General features: G+C 61.3%; 22 protein-coding genes. 17 read left to right on the top strand and 5 right to left on the bottom strand.

Annotation, left to right across the window (positions count from 1 at the left end; all coding sequences use genetic code 11):
- Nucleotides 1–5: 5 nt before the first annotated feature.
- The 5 genes from gph to BG455_RS05475 all read right to left on the bottom strand — a co-directional run bounded on the left by gph (nt 6) and on the right by BG455_RS05475 (nt 4,498).
- Complete coding sequence (gph, locus tag BG455_RS05495) at nt 6–662, bottom strand: phosphoglycolate phosphatase (protein WP_084386142.1); 657 nt, start codon at nt 660–662, stop codon at nt 6–8.
- Nucleotides 662–1,360: a ribulose-phosphate 3-epimerase gene (gene rpe, locus BG455_RS05490; RefSeq protein ID WP_071468955.1), complete on the bottom strand. Its 699-nt coding sequence runs from the start codon at nt 1,358–1,360 to the stop codon at nt 662–664. Before rpe ends, gph begins: the two co-directional genes overlap by 1 nt.
- A 153-nt stretch (nt 1,361–1,513) precedes the next feature.
- Nucleotides 1,514–2,464: a lipoyl synthase gene (gene lipA / locus BG455_RS05485; RefSeq protein WP_071468954.1), complete on the bottom strand. Its 951-nt coding sequence runs from the start codon at nt 2,462–2,464 to the stop codon at nt 1,514–1,516.
- Between the two features lie 125 nt (nt 2,465–2,589).
- A complete protein-coding gene (locus BG455_RS05480) occupies nt 2,590–3,525 on the bottom strand; it encodes a hydrogen peroxide-inducible genes activator (protein WP_071468953.1) in 936 nt (311 codons plus the stop codon).
- A gap of 34 nt (nt 3,526–3,559) precedes the next feature.
- The gene (locus tag BG455_RS05475) at nt 3,560–4,498 is read right to left on the bottom strand and encodes a nucleoside hydrolase (RefSeq protein WP_071468952.1); all 939 of its coding nucleotides are present in this window, start codon (nt 4,496–4,498) and stop codon (nt 3,560–3,562) included.
- Between the two features lie 138 nt (nt 4,499–4,636).
- Here BG455_RS05475 and BG455_RS05470 point away from each other — a divergent pair, with 138 nt between their 5' ends.
- The 17 genes from BG455_RS05470 (at nt 4,637) to nuoG (ending at nt 20,981) form a co-directional block, all read left to right on the top strand.
- The gene (locus BG455_RS05470; RefSeq protein ID WP_071468951.1) at nt 4,637–5,800 is read left to right on the top strand and encodes an isovaleryl-CoA dehydrogenase; all 1,164 of its coding nucleotides are present in this window, start codon (nt 4,637–4,639) and stop codon (nt 5,798–5,800) included.
- 32 nt (nt 5,801–5,832) lie between these two features.
- Nucleotides 5,833–6,321, top strand: coding sequence for a lysozyme inhibitor LprI family protein (locus BG455_RS05465; RefSeq protein ID WP_071468950.1), 489 nt, complete (start codon nt 5,833–5,835; stop codon nt 6,319–6,321).
- A 28-nt stretch (nt 6,322–6,349) separates the two neighbouring features.
- Entirely contained in the window at nt 6,350–7,954 is a 1,605-nt protein-coding gene (locus tag BG455_RS05460; RefSeq protein WP_071468949.1) for a carboxyl transferase domain-containing protein, read from the top strand.
- Between the two features lie 127 nt (nt 7,955–8,081).
- Nucleotides 8,082–10,013 carry an ATP-binding protein gene (locus BG455_RS05455; protein ID WP_071468948.1) on the top strand — a complete coding sequence of 644 codons (1,932 nt, stop codon included), beginning with the start codon at nt 8,082–8,084 and terminating at the stop codon, nt 10,011–10,013.
- Between the two features lie 79 nt (nt 10,014–10,092).
- Nucleotides 10,093–10,734 (top strand): glutathione S-transferase family protein, encoded by a 642-nt coding sequence (locus BG455_RS05450; RefSeq protein ID WP_071468947.1) that lies wholly within the window; start codon nt 10,093–10,095, stop codon nt 10,732–10,734.
- Nucleotides 10,731–11,588, top strand: a complete 858-nt coding sequence (locus tag BG455_RS05445; RefSeq protein WP_071468946.1) for a hydroxymethylglutaryl-CoA lyase — start codon at nt 10,731–10,733, stop codon at nt 11,586–11,588. Before BG455_RS05450 ends, BG455_RS05445 begins: the two co-directional genes overlap by 4 nt.
- Nucleotides 11,588–12,370 (top strand): crotonase/enoyl-CoA hydratase family protein, encoded by a 783-nt coding sequence (locus BG455_RS05440; RefSeq protein ID WP_071468945.1) that lies wholly within the window; start codon nt 11,588–11,590, stop codon nt 12,368–12,370. The genes BG455_RS05445 and BG455_RS05440 overlap by 1 nt, the downstream gene beginning before the upstream one ends.
- A 191-nt stretch (nt 12,371–12,561) precedes the next feature.
- The gene (locus BG455_RS05435) at nt 12,562–12,972 is read left to right on the top strand and encodes an NADH-quinone oxidoreductase subunit A (RefSeq protein ID WP_425438716.1); all 411 of its coding nucleotides are present in this window, start codon (nt 12,562–12,564) and stop codon (nt 12,970–12,972) included.
- Entirely contained in the window at nt 12,963–13,496 is a 534-nt protein-coding gene (locus BG455_RS05430; protein ID WP_177190872.1) for a NuoB/complex I 20 kDa subunit family protein, read from the top strand. The genes BG455_RS05435 and BG455_RS05430 overlap by 10 nt, the downstream gene beginning before the upstream one ends.
- A 12-nt stretch (nt 13,497–13,508) precedes the next feature.
- A complete protein-coding gene (locus BG455_RS05425; protein WP_071468943.1) occupies nt 13,509–14,117 on the top strand; it encodes an NADH-quinone oxidoreductase subunit C in 609 nt (202 codons plus the stop codon).
- Entirely contained in the window at nt 14,114–15,337 is a 1,224-nt protein-coding gene (locus tag BG455_RS05420) for an NADH-quinone oxidoreductase subunit D (protein WP_071468942.1), read from the top strand. Before BG455_RS05425 ends, BG455_RS05420 begins: the two co-directional genes overlap by 4 nt.
- Nucleotides 15,337–16,458, top strand: a complete 1,122-nt coding sequence (locus tag BG455_RS05415) for an NADH-quinone oxidoreductase subunit E (protein ID WP_071468941.1) — start codon at nt 15,337–15,339, stop codon at nt 16,456–16,458. Before BG455_RS05420 ends, BG455_RS05415 begins: the two co-directional genes overlap by 1 nt.
- Before the next feature lie 22 nt (nt 16,459–16,480).
- Nucleotides 16,481–16,708, top strand: coding sequence for a DUF5337 domain-containing protein (locus BG455_RS05410; RefSeq protein ID WP_071468940.1), 228 nt, complete (start codon nt 16,481–16,483; stop codon nt 16,706–16,708).
- Nucleotides 16,709–16,729: 21 nt separating this feature from the next.
- On the top strand, nt 16,730–18,028 hold the full coding sequence (nuoF, locus tag BG455_RS05405; RefSeq protein WP_071468939.1) for an NADH-quinone oxidoreductase subunit NuoF: 1,299 nt from the start codon (nt 16,730–16,732) through the stop codon (nt 18,026–18,028).
- Nucleotides 18,029–18,031: 3 nt separating this feature from the next.
- Nucleotides 18,032–18,538, top strand: a complete 507-nt coding sequence (locus tag BG455_RS05400) for a DUF3291 domain-containing protein (protein ID WP_071468938.1) — start codon at nt 18,032–18,034, stop codon at nt 18,536–18,538.
- Nucleotides 18,535–18,966 carry a DUF5333 domain-containing protein gene (locus tag BG455_RS05395; RefSeq protein ID WP_071468937.1) on the top strand — a complete coding sequence of 144 codons (432 nt, stop codon included), beginning with the start codon at nt 18,535–18,537 and terminating at the stop codon, nt 18,964–18,966. The genes BG455_RS05400 and BG455_RS05395 overlap by 4 nt, the downstream gene beginning before the upstream one ends.
- 2 nt (nt 18,967–18,968) lie before the next feature.
- Entirely contained in the window at nt 18,969–20,981 is a 2,013-nt protein-coding gene (gene nuoG, locus BG455_RS05390) for an NADH-quinone oxidoreductase subunit NuoG (protein ID WP_071468936.1), read from the top strand.
- Nucleotides 20,982–20,983: the final 2 nt, after the last annotated feature.

The following is a 20,983-nucleotide window of genomic DNA, read 5'->3' as shown; positions in this document are numbered from 1 at the left end:
CTGTCTCAGCTTAACTCTGCCAGACGATCGGGCAGATGGCGGTAATCATTGAACAGGAAATGGTGGAACAAACTCTCTGGCGCGCCCTTGCGGTAGCCTTCGGTATATAGGCCAAAGCGCGCGCCCGCGCGCTCTGCGGTTTCGGCATCGGTTTCGCTGTCGCCAATATAGGCGATGTCGGACACACCCATCTCCATGCGCGCCAGAACTTCCAGCAAGGGTGCTGGGTCGGGTTTCGCAACCGGCAATGTGTCGCCGCCGATCACCACATCAAAAAACCCTGACCAGCCCAGATGCTCCAACACGGCCCGTGTCGGGCCAAAAGGCTTGTTGGTGCACAAGCCCAGCCGCAGCCCGCGCCCGCGCAGACCCTCCAGCGCCTCGGCGGCATAGGGGTAGATGCGCGTATTCTCATGTGCGCGTTCATAGAAATGCAAAAACCGCGCATGCAGATGATCTGTGCGCGCCGCCTCGTTGCTGCCCGTAACCGCAAGCTCCATCCGCTCGACAAATACCCGCGCGCCGCGCCCGATAAATCCGCGCGATTGCTCGAACGTGACCAGCGGCAGCCCTTCGCCTTGCAGCACAGCATTGGCCGCGTGCCAGATATCGGGCGCAGAATCGATCAGCGTGCCATCGAGATCGAACACAACCGCGCGCATCAGACGGCCACGCCAGTGGCAGCTTCGGCGGCGGCGCGGATCGCACGGATGTTTTCGCCATAGGGCGCAGGGTTCGCAACCGAGCCGCCCTTGAACACCGCCGATCCTGCGACCAGCACATCCGCCCCGGCGCGCGCCATCAGGGGCGCTGTCTGCGGCGTCATGCCGCCATCAATCTCGATATGGATGGGCCGCGCCCCGATCAATGCGCGCAGGCGCTGCACCTTGTCGGTCATATCAATGAAATTCTGCCCGCCAAAGCCGGGGTTCACCGTCATGACACAGACCAGATCAATCATATCCAGCAGGTTTTCCACCCCGTCCAGCCCTGTGCCCGGATTGATCGCCAGACCCGCTTTCGCGCCGCTGGCACGAATGGCCTGCAAGGTACGGTGAATATGCGGTCCGGCCTCGATATGCGCCGTGATGATATCGGCGCCTGCTTTCGCAAACCCCTCGATATACATATCCACCGGCGCGATCATCAGATGCACATCCATCACACCGCGAATATGCGGGCGGATGGCGGCACAGGTTGCAGGGCCAAAGGTAATATTGGGCACAAAATGCCCGTCCATCACATCGACATGCACCCAATCCGCGCCCTGATCCTCAACCGCGCGGCATTCCGCGCCGAAATTGGCGAAATCCGCAGCAAGGATGGACGGGGCAATCTTGATCGCGCGTGAAAAGCTCATGAAGCACACTCCTGAATCGGCTCTGGCCTTGTCTTAGCGGCGCGTGGCGGGAAATGCACCCCTTTCAGAATGCCAATCCCCGCCATCATTTTCTTGCTGGAAATACTCCCGCCGGAGGCTCCCGCAGAGGGACTGCCCGCACGACAGGTACAGTTACGCGCCCGCCACCTGTGCCAGCCGCGCCGCGCGCAGCCGCGCGAAATCATCGCCCGCGTGATAGCTGGACCGTGTCAGGGGCGTGGCGGATACCATCAAAAACCCTTTGCCCCATGCCGCTTTTTCATAGGCTTTAAACTCGTCCGGCGTCACAAAGCGGTCCACGCGGTGGTGGCGCGGGGTGGGTTGCAGGTATTGGCCGATGGTAATGAAATCCACATCCGCCGCGCGCATATCGTCCATAACCTGCTGCACGCCTTGCCGGTCTTCGCCCAAACCCACCATGATGCCGGATTTGGTAAACATCGTGGGGTCCAGCTCCTTCACCCGCTGCAACAGGCGCAGGCTGTGGAAATAGCGCGCGCCGGGGCGCACTTCGGGGTACAGGCCCGGTACGGTTTCCAGATTGTGGTTGAACACATCCGGTTTCGCCGCAACCACCGCTTCCAGCACCGAGGGGGCGCATTTCAGGAAATCGGGGGTCAGAATCTCAATAGTGGTCTCGGGGCTGCGGTGGCGCACAGCGCGGATGGTCTGGGCGAAATGCTCGGCCCCGCCATCGTCCAGATCATCGCGGTCCACTGATGTGATGACCACATGTTTCAGCCCCAGTTTCTCGACCGCATGGGCCACGCGTCCCGGCTCGAACGTGTCCAGATCCTGCGGCTTGCCGGTGGCGACATTGCAAAAGGTGCAGCCACGGGTGCAGATCTCGCCCATGATCATCATGGTGGCATGGCCTTGCGACCAGCATTCGCCCACATTGGGGCAACCCGCTTCTTCGCAAACGGTTGTCAGCTTGTGTTCGCGCATGATGCGGTGCGTTTCGGCATAGCCTGCGCCACCGGGGGCCTTGACGCGAATCCAGTCGGGTTTCTTGGGCTGGGCCTGCACAGGGCGACGGGCTTTTTCGGGATGGCGCTGTTCGGGCAGTTTCAAGTCGCGCAAGGCTTCCCCTCCATAGGACTTTGGCTATTGGTGACATAGCCCCAGTCCGTGTGAAAAACAACGCCCTGGATGAAAGGCCGCCATGCACTCCAGGCATGACAGCTGCCAAGCGGGCGGGGCGGGGGCTATGATGTGGGCGCGACAGCGCGGGCGCGGTTCAGCAACTCCTGACCGGCAGCGCATAGATGGCTGTGCAGGTCATCGAACCACGCGCCCCCCTCGCTGGCCTGTCTGCGCACAAGCGCAAGCTGGCGCGCAGGCTCTGGCGCTTCGAATCGTCGCAGGCGCATGTCAGGGGCCGCCGCCGCTTCGGCTGGCAGCGCGATTTCAGGCAGGAATGTCAGCCCGAAACCCTGCGCCACCAGTCCGCACAGCGTGGCCATGGAGGATGCGCCCAAATCCAGCCGCGTCTGGCGGCGGTCCAGCCTGCACACATCCAGCGCCTGATCTGCAAGGCAATGCCCTTCGTCCAGCAACAACAGGTGTTCAGGCCGCAACGCCATCGGGCGCAACACTTCCGATGTGGCCCCCAAGGCCGCAAGCCGCGCTTTCGATCCTGCAAGCACAAAGCGATCCTCGAACAAGGGGGCCGCAAACAGGTCGGGCGCGCGCGGCGGGTCTGCCAGCACAACCGCATCCAGCCGGCCATCGCGCAGCGCCAGCAGCAGATCGGTTGTCTGCGCCTCGCGCAGGCGCAATTCGCGGGTAATATCTGCGGCGCGCAGCCGCGCCAATGTGCCCGCCAGCAGATAGGGGGCCACGGTCGGGATCATCCCGACATTCAGCGCGGCCCCCAGATTTTCATGATGCGCGGTCGCTTCCAGTTCCATCGCTTCGGCCAGAACGCGCTCTGCGCGCTCCAGCACAGCGCGCCCCTCTCGGGTCAGGCGCACATCACGCGGCAAGCGTTCCACCAGCCTGACGCCAAGAATACCCTCCAATTCCTTGATCTGCATGGACAGGGCAGGCTGGGTCACATTTGCCAGTTCCGCCGCGCGCCCGAAATTGCGCGCCTCTGCCAGCGCGCGGAAATACAGCAGTTGTTTCAGGGTGATTTTCAAGCGGCGTCCCTTGCTGTGGCCTGAATCGGTGCCCTCACAACCGGCCCAGCCGCTCTGTCAGCAAGGCAAAGAACCCGTCTGCATCCAGATCGCCGATGAATTGCGCATTGGCGGGCCGTTTGGTCACGCGCCACCAGTCGGCAACTGTCATGCCAAGTGTCAGCTCTGATCCCGTCTCGATCTCGACATTGATATGGCGCCCCGAGAACAAGTCGGGCTGGATCAGATAGGCGATGGTGCAGGGGTCATGCAGCGGCGCGCCTTCTGATCCGTATTTTTCCTTGTCATAGCGTTCAAAGAAATCGGTCCAGCTGGCCACGGCTGGCCCCACGCGTCCGGGCAATGCGCGAAACGCCTCGACCCGTGCGCGGGTGGTCAGGGCTTTATGCGTCACATCCAGCGGCATCACTGTCAGCGGCACGCCCGCGCCAAAGACGATCTTCGCGGCCTCTGGGTCCACATAGATGTTGAATTCGGCAGTGGGGGTAATATTGCCCACCTCGAAATACGCGCCGCCCATCAGCACGATTTCCTGAATGCGCGGAATAATGTCGGGCGCGCGTTCCATCGCGGTGGCAATATTGGTCAGTGGCCCGATGGGGCAGAGGGTGACCGTGCCTGCATCTTCTGTGCGCAATGTTTCGATAATGAAATCAACCGAATGCTGGTCTTGCAGCGGCATTGTCGGGTCTGGTAGGTCGATCCCGTCCAAGCCCGTCTTGCCATGCACATGTTCCGCCGTCACCAGCGGGCGGGCAATGGGCCGGTCACATCCTGCAAAGACGCGCATCTCTGGCCTGCCTGCCAATTCGCACACAATCCGCGCATTCTTCGCGGTCAGCGCCAGCGGAACATTGCCCGCCACGCAACTGATCCCCAGAAGTTCCACCTCGGGCGAGGCAAGCGCCAGCAATATGGCTACGGCATCGTCCTGGCCGGGGTCGGTATCGATAATGATCTTGCGCGCGCTCATGCGGTCCTCTTGTGTGTGTTTGCAGCAGAATGCGCGCAACTTGGCCCAAGCGCAACCGCAGCGCCAGATTTCATTTGACGCAAGGGACCGCTTGCGCCTATTAAATGAACAAGCGTTCAGTTTGGGAGGAGTGACGCAATGTTCACCGCATCTATGACATTCGATCTGGGCGAGGATGTGAATGCCCTACGCGAGATGGTACATCGCTGGGCGCAAGAGCGTGTCAAGCCGATGGCCGCCGAGATTGACCGCAGCAACACCTTTCCAAACGAGCTGTGGCGCGAAATGGGCGACTTGGGCCTGCTGGGCATCACTGTGCCAGAGGAAATGGGCGGCGCTGGAATGGGCTATCTGGCCCATGTCATCGCGGTTGAAGAAATTGCGCGCGCCTCTGCCTCTGTCTCGCTGTCATACGGGGCGCATAGCAATCTGTGTGTGAACCAGATCAAGCTGAATGGCACGGATGACCAGCGCGCGCGCTATTTGCCGGGGCTGATCTCGGGCGAACATGTCGGCGCTCTGGCCATGTCAGAGGCGGGCGCGGGGTCGGATGTCGTGGGCATGAAGCTGCGTGCAGACAAGAAAAACGACCGCTACATCCTGAACGGCACCAAATACTGGATCACCAACGGCCCCGATGCCGATGTGCTGGTCGTCTATGCCAAGACCGATGCGGCGGCAGGCTCGAAAGGGATCACGGCCTTTCTGATTGAAAAGTCGATGCATGGCTTCTCCACCTCGCCGCATTTCGACAAGCTGGGCATGCGTGGGTCCAACACGGCAGAGCTGGTGTTTGAAGATGTCGAAGTCCCGTTCGAGAATGTTCTGGGTGCCGAAGGGCAGGGCGTGCGCGTGCTTATGTCGGGGCTGGATTATGAACGCGTGGTGCTCTCTGGCATCGGCACGGGCATTATGGCGGCTTGCTTGGATGAAATCATGCCCTATCTGCGCGACCGCCACCAGTTTGGCCAGCCCATTGGCAGTTTCCAGCTGATGCAGGGCAAGATTGCCGATATGTACACGGCCATGAATTCCGCCCGCGCCTATGTCTATGAGGTGGCGAAAGCCTGCGACCGTGGCGCGGTAACCCGCGCCGATGCGGCGGCCTGTGTGCTCTATGCCTCGGAAGAGGCGATGAAACAGGCCCATCAGGCGGTGCAGGCCATGGGGGGCGCAGGCTTCATGAACGATTCCGCTGTCAGCCGCCTGTTCCGCGATGCGAAGCTGATGGAAATCGGCGCGGGCACCTCGGAAATCCGGCGTATGCTGGTGGGGCGTGAATTGATGGGCGCGATGCGCTAGGCTTTCCCAAGTCCCTCTCACCGGAGTGTCCGATGCGTTTTGCTGTTCCCCTTGCCGCCTGCCTAGCCCTGCCTGTGGCTGCACAGGAGATGGCGTTTGATCCTGCGCCAACCGAAACCTGTCTGGCCGGAATTACCGATGGCGCGCAGGCGTATGACTGCATCGGCAGGGCGGCCTATGCCTGCATGGCGCAGCCCATGGGGGAAACCACGCTGGGCATGGGCTTTTGTCTGGATGCAGAGCTGACATTTTGGGACAGCAAACTGAACGCGGCATATCAGACACTGCGCACGGAACTTGCCACGCAGGACCAGTCGCGCCCGCATGCAGCACTGCCGCTGGCCGAAGGGTTGCGCGACATGCAGCGCGGCTGGATCGGCTTTCGCGATGCCAGATGCAGCTTCGAGGCCGCACAGTGGCATGGCGGCACAGGGGCCAGCCCGGCCTATCTGGGCTGTGCGATGCAGATGACGGGCGAGCAGACAGTCTATCTTTGGTCGGTCCATGAGGGGGCGCGCTAAGGCGCGGCCATCGAAAGCAGGGGGGCGCATGAAACTTACATCTTCCATTCTGACCGGGTCAGAGCAGTTCCGCGCCAATACACTGGCCCATCAATCCGCCTTGGCCGAGATCGAGGCCGCGCAGGCCATCGCCCATGCAGGCGGCGGCGAGAAAGCCCGCGCACGCCACATGTCCCGCGGCAAGATGCTGCCCCGCGACCGCGTGGCAAACCTGCTCGATGCGGGATCGCCCTTTCTGGAAATCGGCACATTCGCCGCCCACGGCCTGTATGAGGGCGCTGCCCCCTGCGCAGGGGTGATCGCGGGCATCGGGCGCGTCTCGGGGCAGGATTGCATGATCATCTGCAACGACGCCACTGTGAAGGGCGGCACCTATTACCCGATGACCGTCAAGAAACACCTGCGCGCGCAGGAAATTGCCGAAGCAAACCATCTGCCCTGCATCTATCTGGTCGATAGCGGCGGCGCGAACCTGCCCAATCAGGACGAGGTGTTCCCCGACCGCGACCATTTCGGCCGTATATTCTACAATCAGGCGCAAATGTCGGCCAAAGGGATCGCGCAGATCGCGGTTGTCATGGGGTCTTGCACCGCAGGCGGGGCCTATGTGCCTGCCATGTCAGACGTGACCATCATCGTGCGCGACCAAGGTACGATCTTTCTGGCCGGCCCGCCGCTGGTCAAGGCCGCCACAGGCGAGGTGGTCAGCGCCGAAGATCTGGGCGGGGGGGACGTGCATACGCGCCTGTCGGGCGTGGCAGATTATCTGGCCGAGGATGACGCCCATGCACTGGCGCTGGCGCGCCGCGCGGTCAGCCACCTCAACCGCGCCAAACCAAGCCCTGTGCAATGGCAAACCCCCGAAGACCCTGCCTACGACCCAAACGAGATATTCGGCGTGGTCCCTGCCGATCTGCGCACCCCCTATGACATCCGCGAAGTGATCGCCCGCGTGGTGGATGGCTCGCGCTTTGACGAATTCAAACCGCGCTTTGGCGAAACGCTGGTCACAGGCTTTGCCCATGTCATGGGCTGCCCTGTCGGGATCGTGGCCAATAATGGCGTGCTGTTTTCCGAAAGCGCCACCAAAGGCGCGCATTTCATCCAGTTGTGCAGCCAGCGCCGCATCCCGCTGGTATTTTTGCAAAATATCACCGGCTTCATGGTGGGCCGCAAATACGAGAATGAAGGCATCGCGCGCCACGGGGCCAAGATGGTCACGGCAGTGGCCACTTCATCCGTGCCCAAAATCACGCTGCTTGTGGGCGGCAGCTTTGGCGCAGGCAATTACGGCATGGCAGGGCGCGCCTATTCGCCCCGGTTTCTCTGGACATGGCCCAATAGTCGCATCTCGGTCATGGGGGGCGCGCAGGCGGCAGGGGTGCTGGCCACCGTCAAACGCGACGCGATCGAGCGGGCGGGCGACAGTTGGAGCGCGCAAGCCGAAGACGACTTCAAACGCCCCACAATCGAGATGTTCGAGCGCCAGTCCCACCCGCTCTATGCCTCGGCCCGGCTATGGGATGATGGCATTATCGACCCGCGCCGCACCCGCGAAACGCTGGCCCTGTCGCTCTCGGCTGCGTTGAACGCCCCGATTGAAGAAACCCGCTTCGGATTGTTCCGAATGTAGCACGATTTCACGCCTCCGGCGGGAGTATTTGTAGCAAGAAAATGACCCCGCCTGCATTTTCTTGCCTAAAATACTCCGGGGGGTCCGGGGGGCTGGCCCCCCGGCGCTGACCAAGGGAAATGCGACCATGTTCGACAAGATCCTGATTGCCAATCGCGGCGAGATTGCCTGCCGCATCATCCGCTCTGCACGCAAGCTTGGCGTGAAAAGCGTGGCTGTCTACTCGCAGGCCGATGCAGGTGCGTTGCATGTGGCCCTTGCCGATCAGGCCGTGGCCATCGGCGGGCCTGCGCCGCGCGACAGTTATCTGCGCGCCGATACCATTATTCAGGCGGCATTGGACAGCGGCGCGCAGGCAATCCATCCGGGCTATGGCTTCTTGTCGGAAAACCCCGATTTCGTCGCAGCGGTCGAAGGGGCGGGGCTGGTGTTCATTGGCCCCTCCGTCAGCGCGATCCGCGCGATGGGTTTGAAAGATGCCGCCAAAGCGCTGATGCAGGATGCGGGCGTGCCAGTGGTGCCGGGCTATCATGGGGCCAATCAGGACCCCGAGCATCTGGCGGGTGCGGCCGATGCCATTGGCTACCCAGTCCTGATCAAGGCAGTCGCGGGGGGGGGCGGCAAGGGGATGCGGCTGGTCGAGACACCTGCGGATTTCATGCAGGCACTGGACAGCGCCAAGGGCGAGGCCGCAACCGCCTTTGGCAATGACGCGGTTCTGGTCGAGAAATTCATCCTCAAACCCCGCCATATCGAGATACAGGTGTTTGGCGACGGGGTCGACGCCGTCCATCTGTTCGAGCGCGACTGCTCGCTTCAGCGCCGCCATCAGAAAGTCATCGAGGAAGCGCCCGCGCCGGGCATGACCGCCGAGATGCGCGCGGCCATGGGGCAGGCGGCAGTGCTTGCGGCACAGGCCATCGGCTACAAGGGGGCAGGCACAGTGGAATTCATTGTCGATGGCGCGCGCGGCCTGCGCCCCGACGGGTTCTGGTTCATGGAAATGAACACGCGCTTGCAGGTGGAACACCCCGTGACCGAAGCCATCACCGGGGTTGATCTGGTGGAGTGGCAGTTGCGCGTCGCAGCCGGTGAGGGATTGCCCTTGTCCCAGCAGGCGCTATCAATCACAGGCCATGCATTCGAGGCGCGCCTATATGCCGAGGATGTGCCAGCAGGGTTTTTGCCCGCAACAGGACGGCTGGATCATCTGCGCTTCAGCGCTTCTGCGCGCAGTGACACAGGCGTACAGACAGGAGACCAGATCAGCCCATGGTATGATCCCATGATCGCCAAGATTGTCACCCATGGCCCGACCCGCGCAGTGGCGTTAAAACGGCTGGAGGCGGCATTGGCTGCGACAGAAGTCGCAGGCACCGTGACCAATCTGGCCTTTCTGGGCGCGTTGACGCGCCATCAGGGGTTTCGCGCGGGCTGCGTGGATACTGGCCTGATTGCGCGCGACATTGACGTGTTAAGCCATGTTGCAGAAGCTGAGGTATGGCAGATTGCCGCCGCCGCAGCGCTGGCGATTGATCTGCCACAGCTGACCGACCCTTTGGCGGGCTTCACCTTGGGCGGGCCGATCTGGCAGGATGTTGCGCTGGAAGGGGTGGATAATCTGCGCATTGCAGTGACCTGCCCCATGCGCGCGCGGGTGCAGGTGAACGGGCAAGAGGTATCAGTCCACGCAGCCGATGGGGGGCTGCGGGTCGAAGGGGCGCCGGAACTGGTGCGCGGTATATGTACGGGCGGACGGATCACGCTGTTCGGGGCCGCGCCGCAGCTGTTCACGCTGCGCGATCCGCTGGTGCGTGACCGCGGGATTGATGCGGGTGCGGACGTGGTGCTGGCCCCGATGCCGGGGCTGGTGAAAGCGGTGTTTGTCGCAGCCGGTGACAGGGTAGAGCATGGCGCAAGGCTGGCCATTCTGGAGGCGATGAAGATGGAACACACCCTGACGGCGGCGCGTGCGGGAACTGTTGCAGAGGTGTTGACCCATGCGGGCGCGCAGGTCGAGGCGGGTGCCGCCCTTGTCCGGCTGGAGGATGAGGCATGAGTGGGCGCGCGCCCCTTGGCGTGGCACGGGGTGGCCTGCGTTGCAGTGAGTATTTCTGGCAAGAAAATGGGGGCGGGGCATGATCCGGCTTTGGCATGTCGCGCAGTCGCGGTCGTTCCGAGTGCTTTGGGCGCTGGAAGAGATGGGCCTTGAATACGATCTGGTCCGGTGTTCGTTCTTTGACAAATCCTTGCGCGCGCCAGAGCATCTTGCCCGCGCGCCTGCCGGTCGTGTGCCCGCGCTGGCGATTGACGGGGTCGAGATCTGTGAGAGTGGCGCGATCCTGCACTATCTGGCCGAGACGCGCGCGCCGCATTTGCGGGTGGCGGAAGGCGCGGTGGGGCGGGCGCAATTCCTGCAAGCCTTGCATTATGCCGAAACTCTGGGCGCGCATCTGGCAAATTTGACGCAGCATCACATTGTGTTGCGCGATGCCGCGATGCGGTCCGACACAGTGATGCGGCTGGAAGCAATGCGGCTTGCAGCGGCGCTGCGCGCGGTGGGGCCGGACTGGGCCGCTGGCGCGTTCACCGTGGCCGATATCGCCACGGGTTATGCGGTTTTGCTGGCGCAGCGCTTTGTTGCAATCCCCCCAAAGGCTGCGGCCTATCTGGAAGCCTGTCAGGCAAGGCCGGGGTTTCAGCGCGCTGTGGCACAGGATGGTGCGGCGGAAATTTATACGCGCGCGTTCTACCCCCCACCTGAAGGGGCCAGCACATGAGCAAGGTCGAGATATTCGAGGTTGGACCGCGCGACGGGTTGCAGAATGAAAAGCGTTTCATTGCAACCCAAGACAAAGTGGCGCTGGTCGATTGCCTGAGCCGCGCGGGCTTTCGCCGGATCGAGGTGGCAAGTTTCGTCAGCCCGAAATGGGTGCCGCAAATGGCGGATTCGGGGGATGTCTTGCGCCAGATCACGCGCGCGGCAGGCGTGCGCTATGCTGCCCTGACCCCCAATCTGATCGGGCTGGAGGCGGCAAGGGCGGCGCGCGCCGATGAGGTGGCGGTCTTCGCCTCTGCCTCGGAAGGGTTCAGCAGGGCCAATCTGAATTGCGCGATTGAGGAGAGTTTGCAGCGCTTCGCCCCTGTCATGCAGGCCGCCGCACAGGCCGGAATTCCGGTGCGCGGCTATATTTCCTGCGTGACGGATTGCCCGTTTGACGGTGCGACACCGCCCCCCGCTGTTGCGCGGCTTGCGGCACAACTGCGCGCGATGGGCTGCTATGAGATCAGCCTTGGCGACACAATCGGCCGTGCCAGCCCCGATAGCATTTCCGCCATGCTGCGCGCTGTGCTGGAAGAGGTGCCCGCAGACCAGCTTGCAGGGCATTACCACGACACAGGCGGCATGGCGCTGGCGAATATCGAAGCCTCGCTTGAATATGGGGTGCGGGTGTTTGATGCGGCTGTGGGGGGGCTTGGCGGGTGCCCCTATGCGCCCGGTGCCTCGGGGAATGTGGCGACAGAGGCCGTGCATGAATGGCTGGCCGGCATGGGCTGGCAGACAGGGCTTGACCGGGATGTATTGGCCCAAGCCGCCCAGTTGGCGCGCGGGTTATGCGAAGGAGAGGGCTGATGTATCAGACAATTTCGGTCACCACAGATGCGCGCGGCGTGGCGCAGCTGACGCTGGAGCGCCCCGAGAAACACAACGCGCTGAACGCCACGATGATTGCAGAGCTGACAGCGGCGGCCGAACGCCTTGCGCAAGATGCGCAGGTGCGGGTGGTGGTCTTGGGGGCGCGCGGCAAAAGTTTTTGCGCAGGCGGCGATCTGGGCTGGATGCAGGAACAGATGCGCGCCGACAACGCCACGCGCGCCGTGGAGGCAGGCAAGCTGGCGGCAATGCTGGGCGCGCTGAACCGCCTGCCCAAACCCCTGATCGGGCGTGTGCAGGGGCAGGCTTTTGGCGGCGGTGTGGGCATGATGGCGGTGTGTGATGTGGCCATCGGGGTAGAGAGCGCGATTTTCGGGCTGACAGAAACGCGGCTGGGCCTGATTCCGGCCACCATCGGCCCCTATGTGCTGGCACGGATGGGAGAGGCGATGGCGCGCCGTGTGTTCATGTCCGCGCGGATTTTCGAGGCGCAAGAGGCCGTGACTTTGGGCCTGTTGGCGCGCGCTGTGCCTTTGGCTGCGCTGGAAGGTGCGATTGACGCTGAAATAGCGCCCTATCTGGCCTGTGCCCCCGATGCTGTTGCCCGCGCCAAGCATCTGGCCCAAAGGCTGGGGGCAGGGATACAGGCAGATGCGGTAGATCATTCCATCGCAGAGCTGGTGGCCTGCTGGGAAGGGGACGAAGCGCGCGAAGGGATTTCTGCGTTTTTCGAGCGGCGCAAACCTGACTGGTCAATATGACCTGCACCAACCGCCCTGATGCCCCGCTTTGGGGATGTGTTCATCTAGGACGACAAAAACGGCCGGTCCATTCATGATTTGAAATGTTTTTGCCAGTATACACATGTATTCCCAAGCGCGATTTTCACATAACTTCGTCTCTAGTTCAGTTGACCCCACCCACCTTCAAGAGTAGATGAGGGGCAGTCATTATGCGGCACCGGCTTTCCCATGCCGCGCGAAATAAGGAGCTAAAGGTGGAAGACCTACTCGCATCCTACCTGCCTATCCTGATTTTCCTTGCCATCGCTGTTGCCCTTGGTCTGGTTTTGCTGCTGTCCGCCATTGTGATTGCTGTGCGCAACCCTGACCCGGAAAAAGTGTCGGCCTATGAATGCGGCTTTAACGCCTTCGATGACGCGCGCATGAAATTTGATGTCCGCTTCTACCTTGTGGCGATTTTGTTCATCATTTTCGATCTGGAAATCGCGTTTCTGTTCCCGTGGGGGGTGGCCTTCTCGGAAATGTCGATGACGGGTTTCTGGTCGATGATGGTGTTTCTGGGGGTTCTGACTGTGGGCTTTGCCTATGAATGGAAGAAAGGGGCGCTGGAATGGGAGTGATGACAGGGCCAAACACCGCTGGCGCAGACCGCGAGGTTGCAACCCAAGGGTTGAGCCGCGAATTGCAGGATAAAGGGTTCTTGCTGACCTCGACCGAGGATATCATCAACTGGGCGCGCAACGGCTCGCTGCACTGGATGACCTTTGGTCTGGCGTGCTGCGCGGTCGAGATGATGCACACCTCTATGCCGCGCTACGATCTGGAACGCTTCGGCACTGCCCCCCGCGCCAGCCCGCGCCAGTCGGACCTGATGATCGTGGCAGGCACTCTGACCAACAAAATGGCGCCTGCGCTGCGCAAGGTCTATGACCAGATGCCGGAACCGCGCTACGTCATTTCGATGGGGTCTTGTGCGAATGGCGGCGGGTACTACCATTACAGCTATTCGGTGGTGCGCGGCTGTGACCGGATCGTGCCGGTCGATATTTATGTTCCCGGCTGCCCGCCAACGGCAGAGGCACTGTTATACGGTATTTTGCAGTTGCAGCGCAAAATTCGCCGCACCGGCACATTGGTCAGGTAAAGGGGCGCAGATATGTCAGATGCATTGAACGAACTGGCCACCATGCTGGAGTTGCGCATGGGTGATGCGCTGGTCAGCCATGAGATTGCGCATGGCGAGCTGACAATCACCACCACGGCCTCTCACCTGGTCAAGATGGTGCGCCATCTGCAACAGGATGAAAGCCTGAAGTTTTCGACGCTGGTAGACATTACCGCGATTGACTGGCCGGGGCGGCGCAAGCGGTTCGAATTGGTGTATCATTTCCTGTCCATGTATCTGAACCACCGCATCCGCGTGAAAGTGCCTGTGGCCGAGGATGAGATTGCGCCATCGCTGACAGCAATCCACCCTTCCGCCAACTGGTTCGAGCGCGAAGTGTTTGACATGTTCGGCATTCTGTTTTCCGGCCATCCCGATCTGCGCCGCATCCTGACGGATTATGGCTTTCGCGGCCATCCGCTTCGTAAGGATTTCCCCACGACCGGCTATACCGAAGTGCGCTATGATGAGGCCCTCAAGCGCGTGGTATACGAGCCTGTGCAACTGGTTCAGGAATACCGGCAGTTTGATTTCATGTCACCTTGGGAAGGGGCGGAATATATCCTGCCCGGTGACGAGAAGAAGGAGGCTGCGAAATGATGGACGGCTCCAAAGGGTTCAATGACGCGCAGACGGGCGAGCAGAAGATCCGCAACTTCAACATCAACTTCGGCCCGCAACACCCTGCGGCGCATGGTGTTTTGCGGCTGGTGCTGGAACTGGACGGCGAGATTGTGGATCGCTGCGACCCGCATATCGGGCTGCTGCATCGCGGCACCGAAAAACTGATGGAAAGCCGCACCTATCTGCAAAACCTGCCCTATTTCGACCGGCTGGACTATGTGGCCCCGATGAATCAGGAACACGCATGGTGTCTGGCGATTGAGCGCCTGACCGGCGTGGAAGTGCCGCGCCGTGCCTCGCTCATTCGTGTGCTGTATTCCGAGATTGGGCGCATCCTCAGCCATCTGCTGAATGTCACGACACAGGCCATGGATGTGGGCGCGCTGACGCCGCCGCTCTGGGGGTTTGAAGAGCGTGAGAAGCTGATGATCTTCTATGAACGTGCCTGCGGCGCGCGGCTGCATGCCGCCTATTTCCGCCCCGGCGGCGTGCATCAGGATCTGCCGCCCGCGCTGCTCGACGATATCGAGGCATGGGCGCATGAATTCCCCAAATTGCTGGATGATATTGACGGTCTGCTGACCGAAAACCGTATCTTCAAGCAGCGCAATGCCGATATCGGTGTGGTGAGCGAGCAGGATATTCTTGATTGGGGCTATTCCGGTGTCATGGTGCGCGGGTCGGGCTTTGCATGGGATTTGCGCCGCGCGCAGCCCTATGAATGCTATGATGAATTCGAGTTCAAGATACCCGTTGGCAAGAATGGCGATTGTTATGACCGCTATTTGTGCCGCATGGCCGAGATGCGCGAATCGACCAAGATCATGTTGCAGGCCATTGCCAAGCTGCGCGAACCCGAAGGGCAGGGCGATGTGCTGGCGCGCGGCAAGATCACGCCGCCCAACCGCGCCGAGATGAAAACCTCGATGGAAGCGCTGATCCACCATTTCAAACTTTATACCGAAGGGTTCCATGTGCCCGCGGGCGAAGTTTATGCCGCTGTCGAAGCCCCCAAGGGCGAATTCGGCGTCTATCTTGTGGCCGATGGCACCAACCGGCCCTACCGCGCCAAAATCCGCGCGCCCGGCTATCTGCACCTGCAAAGCATGGATTACATCGCCAAAGGGCACCAACTGGCCGATGTGGCCGCCATTATCGGCACAATGGATGTCGTGTTCGGAGAGATTGACCGCTAATGCTGCGCCGCCTGCACCCAGATCAACCCGCCTCTTTCGCCTTTACCCCTGCCAATCAGGCTTGGGCCGAGGCGCAAATTACCAAATACCCCGAGGGCCGTCAGGCATCGGCGATCATTCCGCTGCTCTGGCGCGCACAGGAACAGGAAGGCTGGCTGACCCGCCCCGCGATTGAACATATAGCCGGTATGCTGGGAATGGCCTATATCCGCGCGCTGGAAGTGGCGACATTTTACTTTATGTTCCAGTTGCAACCTGTTGGCTCTGTTGCGCATATCCAGATTTGCGGCACCACAAGCTGCATGATCTGCGGGGCCGAAAACCTGATCGAGGTGTGCAAGCAAAAGATAGCACCCCGCGCGCATATGCTGTCGGCAGATGGCAAGTTCAGCTGGGAAGAGGTGGAATGTCTGGGCGCTTGCGCCAATGCGCCCATGGCCCAGATCGGCAAGGATTACTTCGAGGATCTGACTGCCGAGGGTTTCGCGCAAATGCTCGATGACATGGCCGCAGGCAAGGTGCCGACACCGGGGCCACAAAACGGACGGTTTGCGTCAGAACCGCTGGGCGGGCTGACATCGCTGAAGGATTACACGGGTGAGGCGCAGAACGGTTCTGTCGCACTGGCAACGCGGATTGGCGACACGCTCAAGCGCATTGACGGCACCGAAGTGCCGCTGATCAGACCCTGGCAGGGAAAATCCGCGCCACAAGGCGTCGACAAGGCAACCGCCAAAGCGCATGAGCCGAAACCCTCTGCCGGAAAACCTGTTGATGAAACAGGCGTCAGCAAACAAGAAGCCACAGCCACACCAACCGCCAAGCCGGACTCCGTGGCCAAAGGCGCCGATCTGGCCGAAGCAGAGCCGGAAATGCTGAAAACCGCGCGCGGTGCGCCTGATGATCTGAAAAAGATCAAAGGCGTCGGCCCCAAGCTGGAAGGCGTGCTGAATGAACTGGGGGTATGGCATTACTGGCAGATCGCGGGCTGGAGCGAGGCCGAGATTGCGTGGGTCGATACGCGCTTGAAATTCAAGGGCCGGATCGCGCGCGATGGCTGGATCGAACAGGCCAAAATTCTTGCCGATGGTGGCGAGACCGAATTTTCAAAGCGCAGCTAGCGGCGCATAAGGATGGCAACGCATGGCGAAACCTTCGTCCCGCGACATGGCACTTGCACGGCAGGCACGTCTTGTTGGCGTGGTCATGGCGGTGACGATTGTCGCTTGGGTCACGCTTGTGTGGCTTGGGCGCGAATTCGGCTGGGACCCGCGCTATGCGTTCTTGATAGATTTTTCGGCGCTGGCCGCATTTGGCTGGGCGCTGATTGTAACATTTCGCATCTGGCGACAAGGAAAGGCCGGCAAATAGCTGGCAGACAAGGGTTAGCACATGCTTGATGATAAAGATCGTATCTTTACCAATATCTACGGAATGCATGACCGCTCTCTCAAGGGGGCGCAGGCACGTGGGCATTGGGACGGAACCAAGGCCTTGCTGGACAAGGGCCGCGACTGGATCATCGACGAGATGAAACAATCGGGCCTGCGCGGGCGCGGGGGCGCTGGCTTTCCAACAGGGCTGAAATGGTCGTTCATGCCCAAGGAAAGCGATGGTCGCCCCTCCTATCTGGTGGTCAATGCCGACGAATCGGAACCGGGCACCTGCAAAGACCGCGAGATCATGCGCCACGACCCGCATACGCTGATCGAAGGCTGCCTGATTGCCAGTTTCGCCATGCAGGCGCATGCCTGCTACATCTATATTCGCGGCGAATATATCCGCGAGAAAGAAGCCCTGCAAAACGCCATTGACGAAGCCTATGAGGCGGGTCTGCTAGGCCCCAATGCCTGCGGCTCTGGCTGGGATTTCGACCTGTATCTGCATCACGGCGCGGGCGCCTATATTTGCGGCGAGGAAACCGCACTTCTGGAAAGCCTTGAGGGCAAGAAAGGCATGCCGCGCATGAAGCCGCCGTTTCCGGCGGGCGCGGGCCTTTACGGGTGCCCGACCACTGTAAACAATGTGGAATCGATTGCCGTTGTGCCCACGATCCTGCGCCGTGGCGGCGCGTGGTTCGCAGGCTTCGGGCGGCCCAATAACGCGGGCACCAAGCTGTTTGCCATTTCTGGCCATGTCAACCGCCCCTGCGTGGTGGAAGAGGCGATGTCGATCAGTTTCGAGGAGCTGATAGAGAAGCATTGCGGCGGCATTCGCGGCGGCTGGGACAATCTGCTTGCGGTCATCCCCGGCGGCAGTTCGGTGCCTTGTGTGCGCGGCGAGAAGATGCGCGATGCGATCATGGATTTCGACTATCTGCGCAACGATCTTGGCTCTGGCCTTGGCACGGCGGCGGTGATTGTCATGGACAAGCAGACCGACATCATCAAGGCGATCTGGCGCTTGTCGAAATTCTACAAGCACGAAAGCTGCGGCCAATGCACGCCCTGCCGCGAAGGCACGGGCTGGATGATGCGTGTGATGGACCGTCTGTTGCGCGGCGAAGCAGAGGTCGAGGAAATCGACATGTTGTGGGATGTGACCAAGCAGGTAGAGGGGCACACGATCTGCGCCTTGGGCGATGCTGCCGCATGGCCCATTCAGGGCCTGATCCGCAATTTCCGCGACGTGATCGAGGACCGGATTCACGCCCAGAAAGCCGGTCGCGCGGCCAAGGTAGCGGCAGAGTAACCCATGACACAGACAGGCCACCATCTTGCACAGTTGAATGTCGGGCGCTTGCTTGCCCCGACAGACGACCCGCGCGTGGCCGAATTCATGGGCGCGCTGGATCAGGTCAACGGGCTGGGCAAGCGTATGCCGGGCTTTGTCTGGATGATGGAAGGGTCGGGTGCGCCGGGCAGTGGCAACACCGAAAATTGCATTGCAGGTGATCCGCAATTCGTGGCCAACCTGACGGTGTGGACAGATGTCGCATCCTTGGAACAGTTCGTCTGGAACACAGTGCACCGCCAGTTCTACGCGCGGCGCGCGTCTTGGTTCGAGGCGCTGGATGCGCTGCATTTTGTCATGTGGTGGGTGCCACAAGGGCACCGCCCGACACTCGCCGAGGGGTTGGACCGGCTGGAGCATCTGCGCGCCCATGGGGCCAGCGCGCATGCGTTTGGTTGGGACTGGCTGGCCGAGGCGGCGTTATGGAAGCGGCGGTCTTGCACTGCCGCGACGGAGTTAGCACAATGAAACTGCATATGCTTGGCTTGACGACAGCAATTCTGCTTACCGGCTCTGCAATGGCGGGGGTGGCCACGACACAGGCGCAGGTCAATGACACGCTGCGCAACACGCCGGAAATCTATAATGGCCTGTTCACTGCCGCGCTTATCAAACATGTGGTCGATACCTGCCCCGCTGTCAGCCCGCCGGGCAGGCTGTCCCGGGTCACATATTTTCTGTCACTTTATAACCGCGCGCGAAACCTTGGGTTCAGCCGCGAACAGATCGAAGCTTTTGTCGAAGACAAGCAGGAACAAGCGCGTCTGGAAGGTATCGTCAAAGCGCATTTGCAGCGCGAAGGTGTCACCCCTGATGACGAATCATCCGTTTGCGCCTTTGCGCGCGCCCAGATCGCCGAACGCTCTGCGCTAGGCCGCCAGTTGCGGGAGAGGTAAGAATGTCCAATTTGCGTAAAATCATCATCGACGGCAAGGATATAGAAGTCCCGCCAGAGATGACATTGATTCAGGCTTGCGAAGAAGCAGGGGTCGAGATTCCGCGCTTTTGCTACCATGAACGCCTGTCGATTGCAGGCAATTGCCGCATGTGTCTGGTCGAGGTTGTGGGCGGCCCGCCCAAGCCCGCCGCCAGTTGCGCCATGCAGGTCAAGGATCTGCGCCCCGGCCCGGAGGGGCAGCCGCCTGTCATCAAGACCAACTCGCCCATGGTCAAAAAGGCCCGCGAAGGCGTGATGGAGTTCTTGTTGATCAACCACCCGCTGGATTGCCCGATCTGCGATCAGGGCGGCGAATGCGATCTGCAAGATCAGGCCATGGCCTATGGCGTCGATTTCTCGCGCTACCGCGAACCCAAACGCGCGACCGAGGATTTGCAGCTTGGCCCGCTGGTTGAAACCCATATGACGCGCTGTATTTCCTGCACCCGCTGCGTGCGCTTCACAACCGAAGTTGCAGGCCAGACCGTCATGGGCCAGACCGGACGCGGCGAGGATGCCGAGATCACCACCTATCTGGGCGCATTGATCGAATCCGAGATGGTGGGCAATATTGTCGATCTTTGCCCCGTAGGCGCGCTGGTCTCAAAACCCTACAGCTTTACCGCGCGGCCTTGGGAATTGACCAAGCATGAAACCATCGATGTGATGGATGCGCTCGGCTCGAACATCCGTGTCGATACCAAAGGGCGCGAAGTCATGCGCATTTTGCCGCGTAACCATGACGGGGTGAATGAAGAATGGCTGTCGGACAAGTCGCGCTATGTCTGGGACGGGCTGCGGCGCCAGCGTCTGGACCGGCCCTATATCCGCGAGAATGGCAAGTTGCGCCCCGCATCTTGGCCAGATGCGCTGTCGGCGGTCGCGGCCGCGATGAAGGGCAAGAAAATCGCAGGGCTTGTGGGCGATCTTGTCTCGACCGAGGCGGCCTATGCGCTGAAACTGCTGGTCGAGGGGCAGGGCGGCGTGGTCGAGTGCCGCACTGATGGCGCGAAACTGCCCGCTGGCAATCGTTCGGCCTATGTCGGAACTGCAACAATCGAGGATATCGACACCGCAAGCCGGATCTGGCTGATCGGCACAAACCCGCGCCACGAAGCGCCGGTTCTGAACGCGCGCATCCGCAAGGCATGGCTGGCGGGGGCCGATGTTGCGCTGGTGGGCGCGGCGGCGGACCTGACTTATGAGTATGCCCATTTGGGCACCGATCGCGCAGCGCTGGAAAAGCTGGTCTCCAACGCCGAGGCGCGCGAGGACGAGAGCGTTGTGATCATTGGTCAGGGTGCCTTGCGAGAGGCAGATGGCGCAGCCGTTCTGGCGCAGGCAATGGCCCTGTGCAAGGCGACGGGTGCGGCCCTGTTGGTGTTGCATGTTGCGGCATCTCGGGTTGGGGCGATGGATATCGGCTGCACCACCGAGGGCGGTATCACGGCTGCAACCGAGGGCGCTGAGGTCATCTATAACCTTGGCGCGGATGAGATCGACATCGCGCCGGGCGCGTTCGTGATCTATCAGGGCAGCCATGGCGACCGCGGCGCGCATAGGGCCGATATTATCCTGCCGGGGTCTGCCTATACCGAAGAACCGGGCCTGTTCGTCAACACCGAAGGCCGCCCGCAACTGGCCCTGCGTGCTGGGTTCGCACCGGGCGAGGCGAAAGAAAACTGGGCCATCCTGCGCGCACTCTCGGGCGAGATGGGGGCGAAACTGCCCTTCGACAGCATTGGCGAATTGCGCAAACACCTGACAGCGGCGCATCCGCATCTGGCAGATATTGATGTGGTTGCGGAAAATGAATGGCAGGCGCTGGAAACCGGAAGCTTGGGCAAGGCGGATTTCCGCAACGCGATCACCGATTTCTACCTGACCAACCCGATTGCCCGCGCCTCTAGCCTGATGGCGGAATTGTCGGCCTTGGCCAAGCAGCGCCAGCACGCGCCTTTGGCGGCAGAGTAGTC

It is taken from the genome of Roseinatronobacter thiooxidans (assembly GCF_001870675.1).
Taxonomy (GTDB): Bacteria; Pseudomonadota; Alphaproteobacteria; order Rhodobacterales; family Rhodobacteraceae; genus Roseinatronobacter; species Roseinatronobacter thiooxidans.
Note: the sequence above shows the minus strand (reverse complement) of the source record. Positions and strands in the feature narration are given on the sequence as shown.

Coding starts and splice junctions, on each gene's coding strand:
- gph (WP_084386142.1), bottom strand. CDS start 662: ATGCGCGCGGTTGTGTTCGATCTCGATGGCACGCTGATCGATTCTGCG.
- rpe (WP_071468955.1), bottom strand. CDS start 1,360: ATGAGCTTTTCACGCGCGATCAAGATTGCCCCGTCCATCCTTGCTGCG.
- BG455_RS05475 (WP_071468952.1), bottom strand. CDS start 4,498: ATGAGCGCGCGCAAGATCATTATCGATACCGACCCCGGCCAGGACGAT.
- BG455_RS05470 (WP_071468951.1), top strand. CDS start 4,637: ATGTTCACCGCATCTATGACATTCGATCTGGGCGAGGATGTGAATGCC.
- BG455_RS05465 (WP_071468950.1), top strand. CDS start 5,833: ATGCGTTTTGCTGTTCCCCTTGCCGCCTGCCTAGCCCTGCCTGTGGCT.
- BG455_RS05460 (WP_071468949.1), top strand. CDS start 6,350: ATGAAACTTACATCTTCCATTCTGACCGGGTCAGAGCAGTTCCGCGCC.
- BG455_RS05455 (WP_071468948.1), top strand. CDS start 8,082: ATGTTCGACAAGATCCTGATTGCCAATCGCGGCGAGATTGCCTGCCGC.
- BG455_RS05450 (WP_071468947.1), top strand. CDS start 10,093: ATGATCCGGCTTTGGCATGTCGCGCAGTCGCGGTCGTTCCGAGTGCTT.
- BG455_RS05445 (WP_071468946.1), top strand. CDS start 10,731: ATGAGCAAGGTCGAGATATTCGAGGTTGGACCGCGCGACGGGTTGCAG.
- BG455_RS05440 (WP_071468945.1), top strand. CDS start 11,588: ATGTATCAGACAATTTCGGTCACCACAGATGCGCGCGGCGTGGCGCAG.
- BG455_RS05435 (WP_425438716.1), top strand. CDS start 12,562: ATGCGGCACCGGCTTTCCCATGCCGCGCGAAATAAGGAGCTAAAGGTG.
- BG455_RS05430 (WP_177190872.1), top strand. CDS start 12,963: ATGGGAGTGATGACAGGGCCAAACACCGCTGGCGCAGACCGCGAGGTT.
- BG455_RS05425 (WP_071468943.1), top strand. CDS start 13,509: ATGTCAGATGCATTGAACGAACTGGCCACCATGCTGGAGTTGCGCATG.
- BG455_RS05420 (WP_071468942.1), top strand. CDS start 14,114: ATGATGGACGGCTCCAAAGGGTTCAATGACGCGCAGACGGGCGAGCAG.
- BG455_RS05415 (WP_071468941.1), top strand. CDS start 15,337: ATGCTGCGCCGCCTGCACCCAGATCAACCCGCCTCTTTCGCCTTTACC.
- BG455_RS05410 (WP_071468940.1), top strand. CDS start 16,481: ATGGCGAAACCTTCGTCCCGCGACATGGCACTTGCACGGCAGGCACGT.
- nuoF (WP_071468939.1), top strand. CDS start 16,730: ATGCTTGATGATAAAGATCGTATCTTTACCAATATCTACGGAATGCAT.
- BG455_RS05400 (WP_071468938.1), top strand. CDS start 18,032: ATGACACAGACAGGCCACCATCTTGCACAGTTGAATGTCGGGCGCTTG.
- BG455_RS05395 (WP_071468937.1), top strand. CDS start 18,535: ATGAAACTGCATATGCTTGGCTTGACGACAGCAATTCTGCTTACCGGC.
- nuoG (WP_071468936.1), top strand. CDS start 18,969: ATGTCCAATTTGCGTAAAATCATCATCGACGGCAAGGATATAGAAGTC.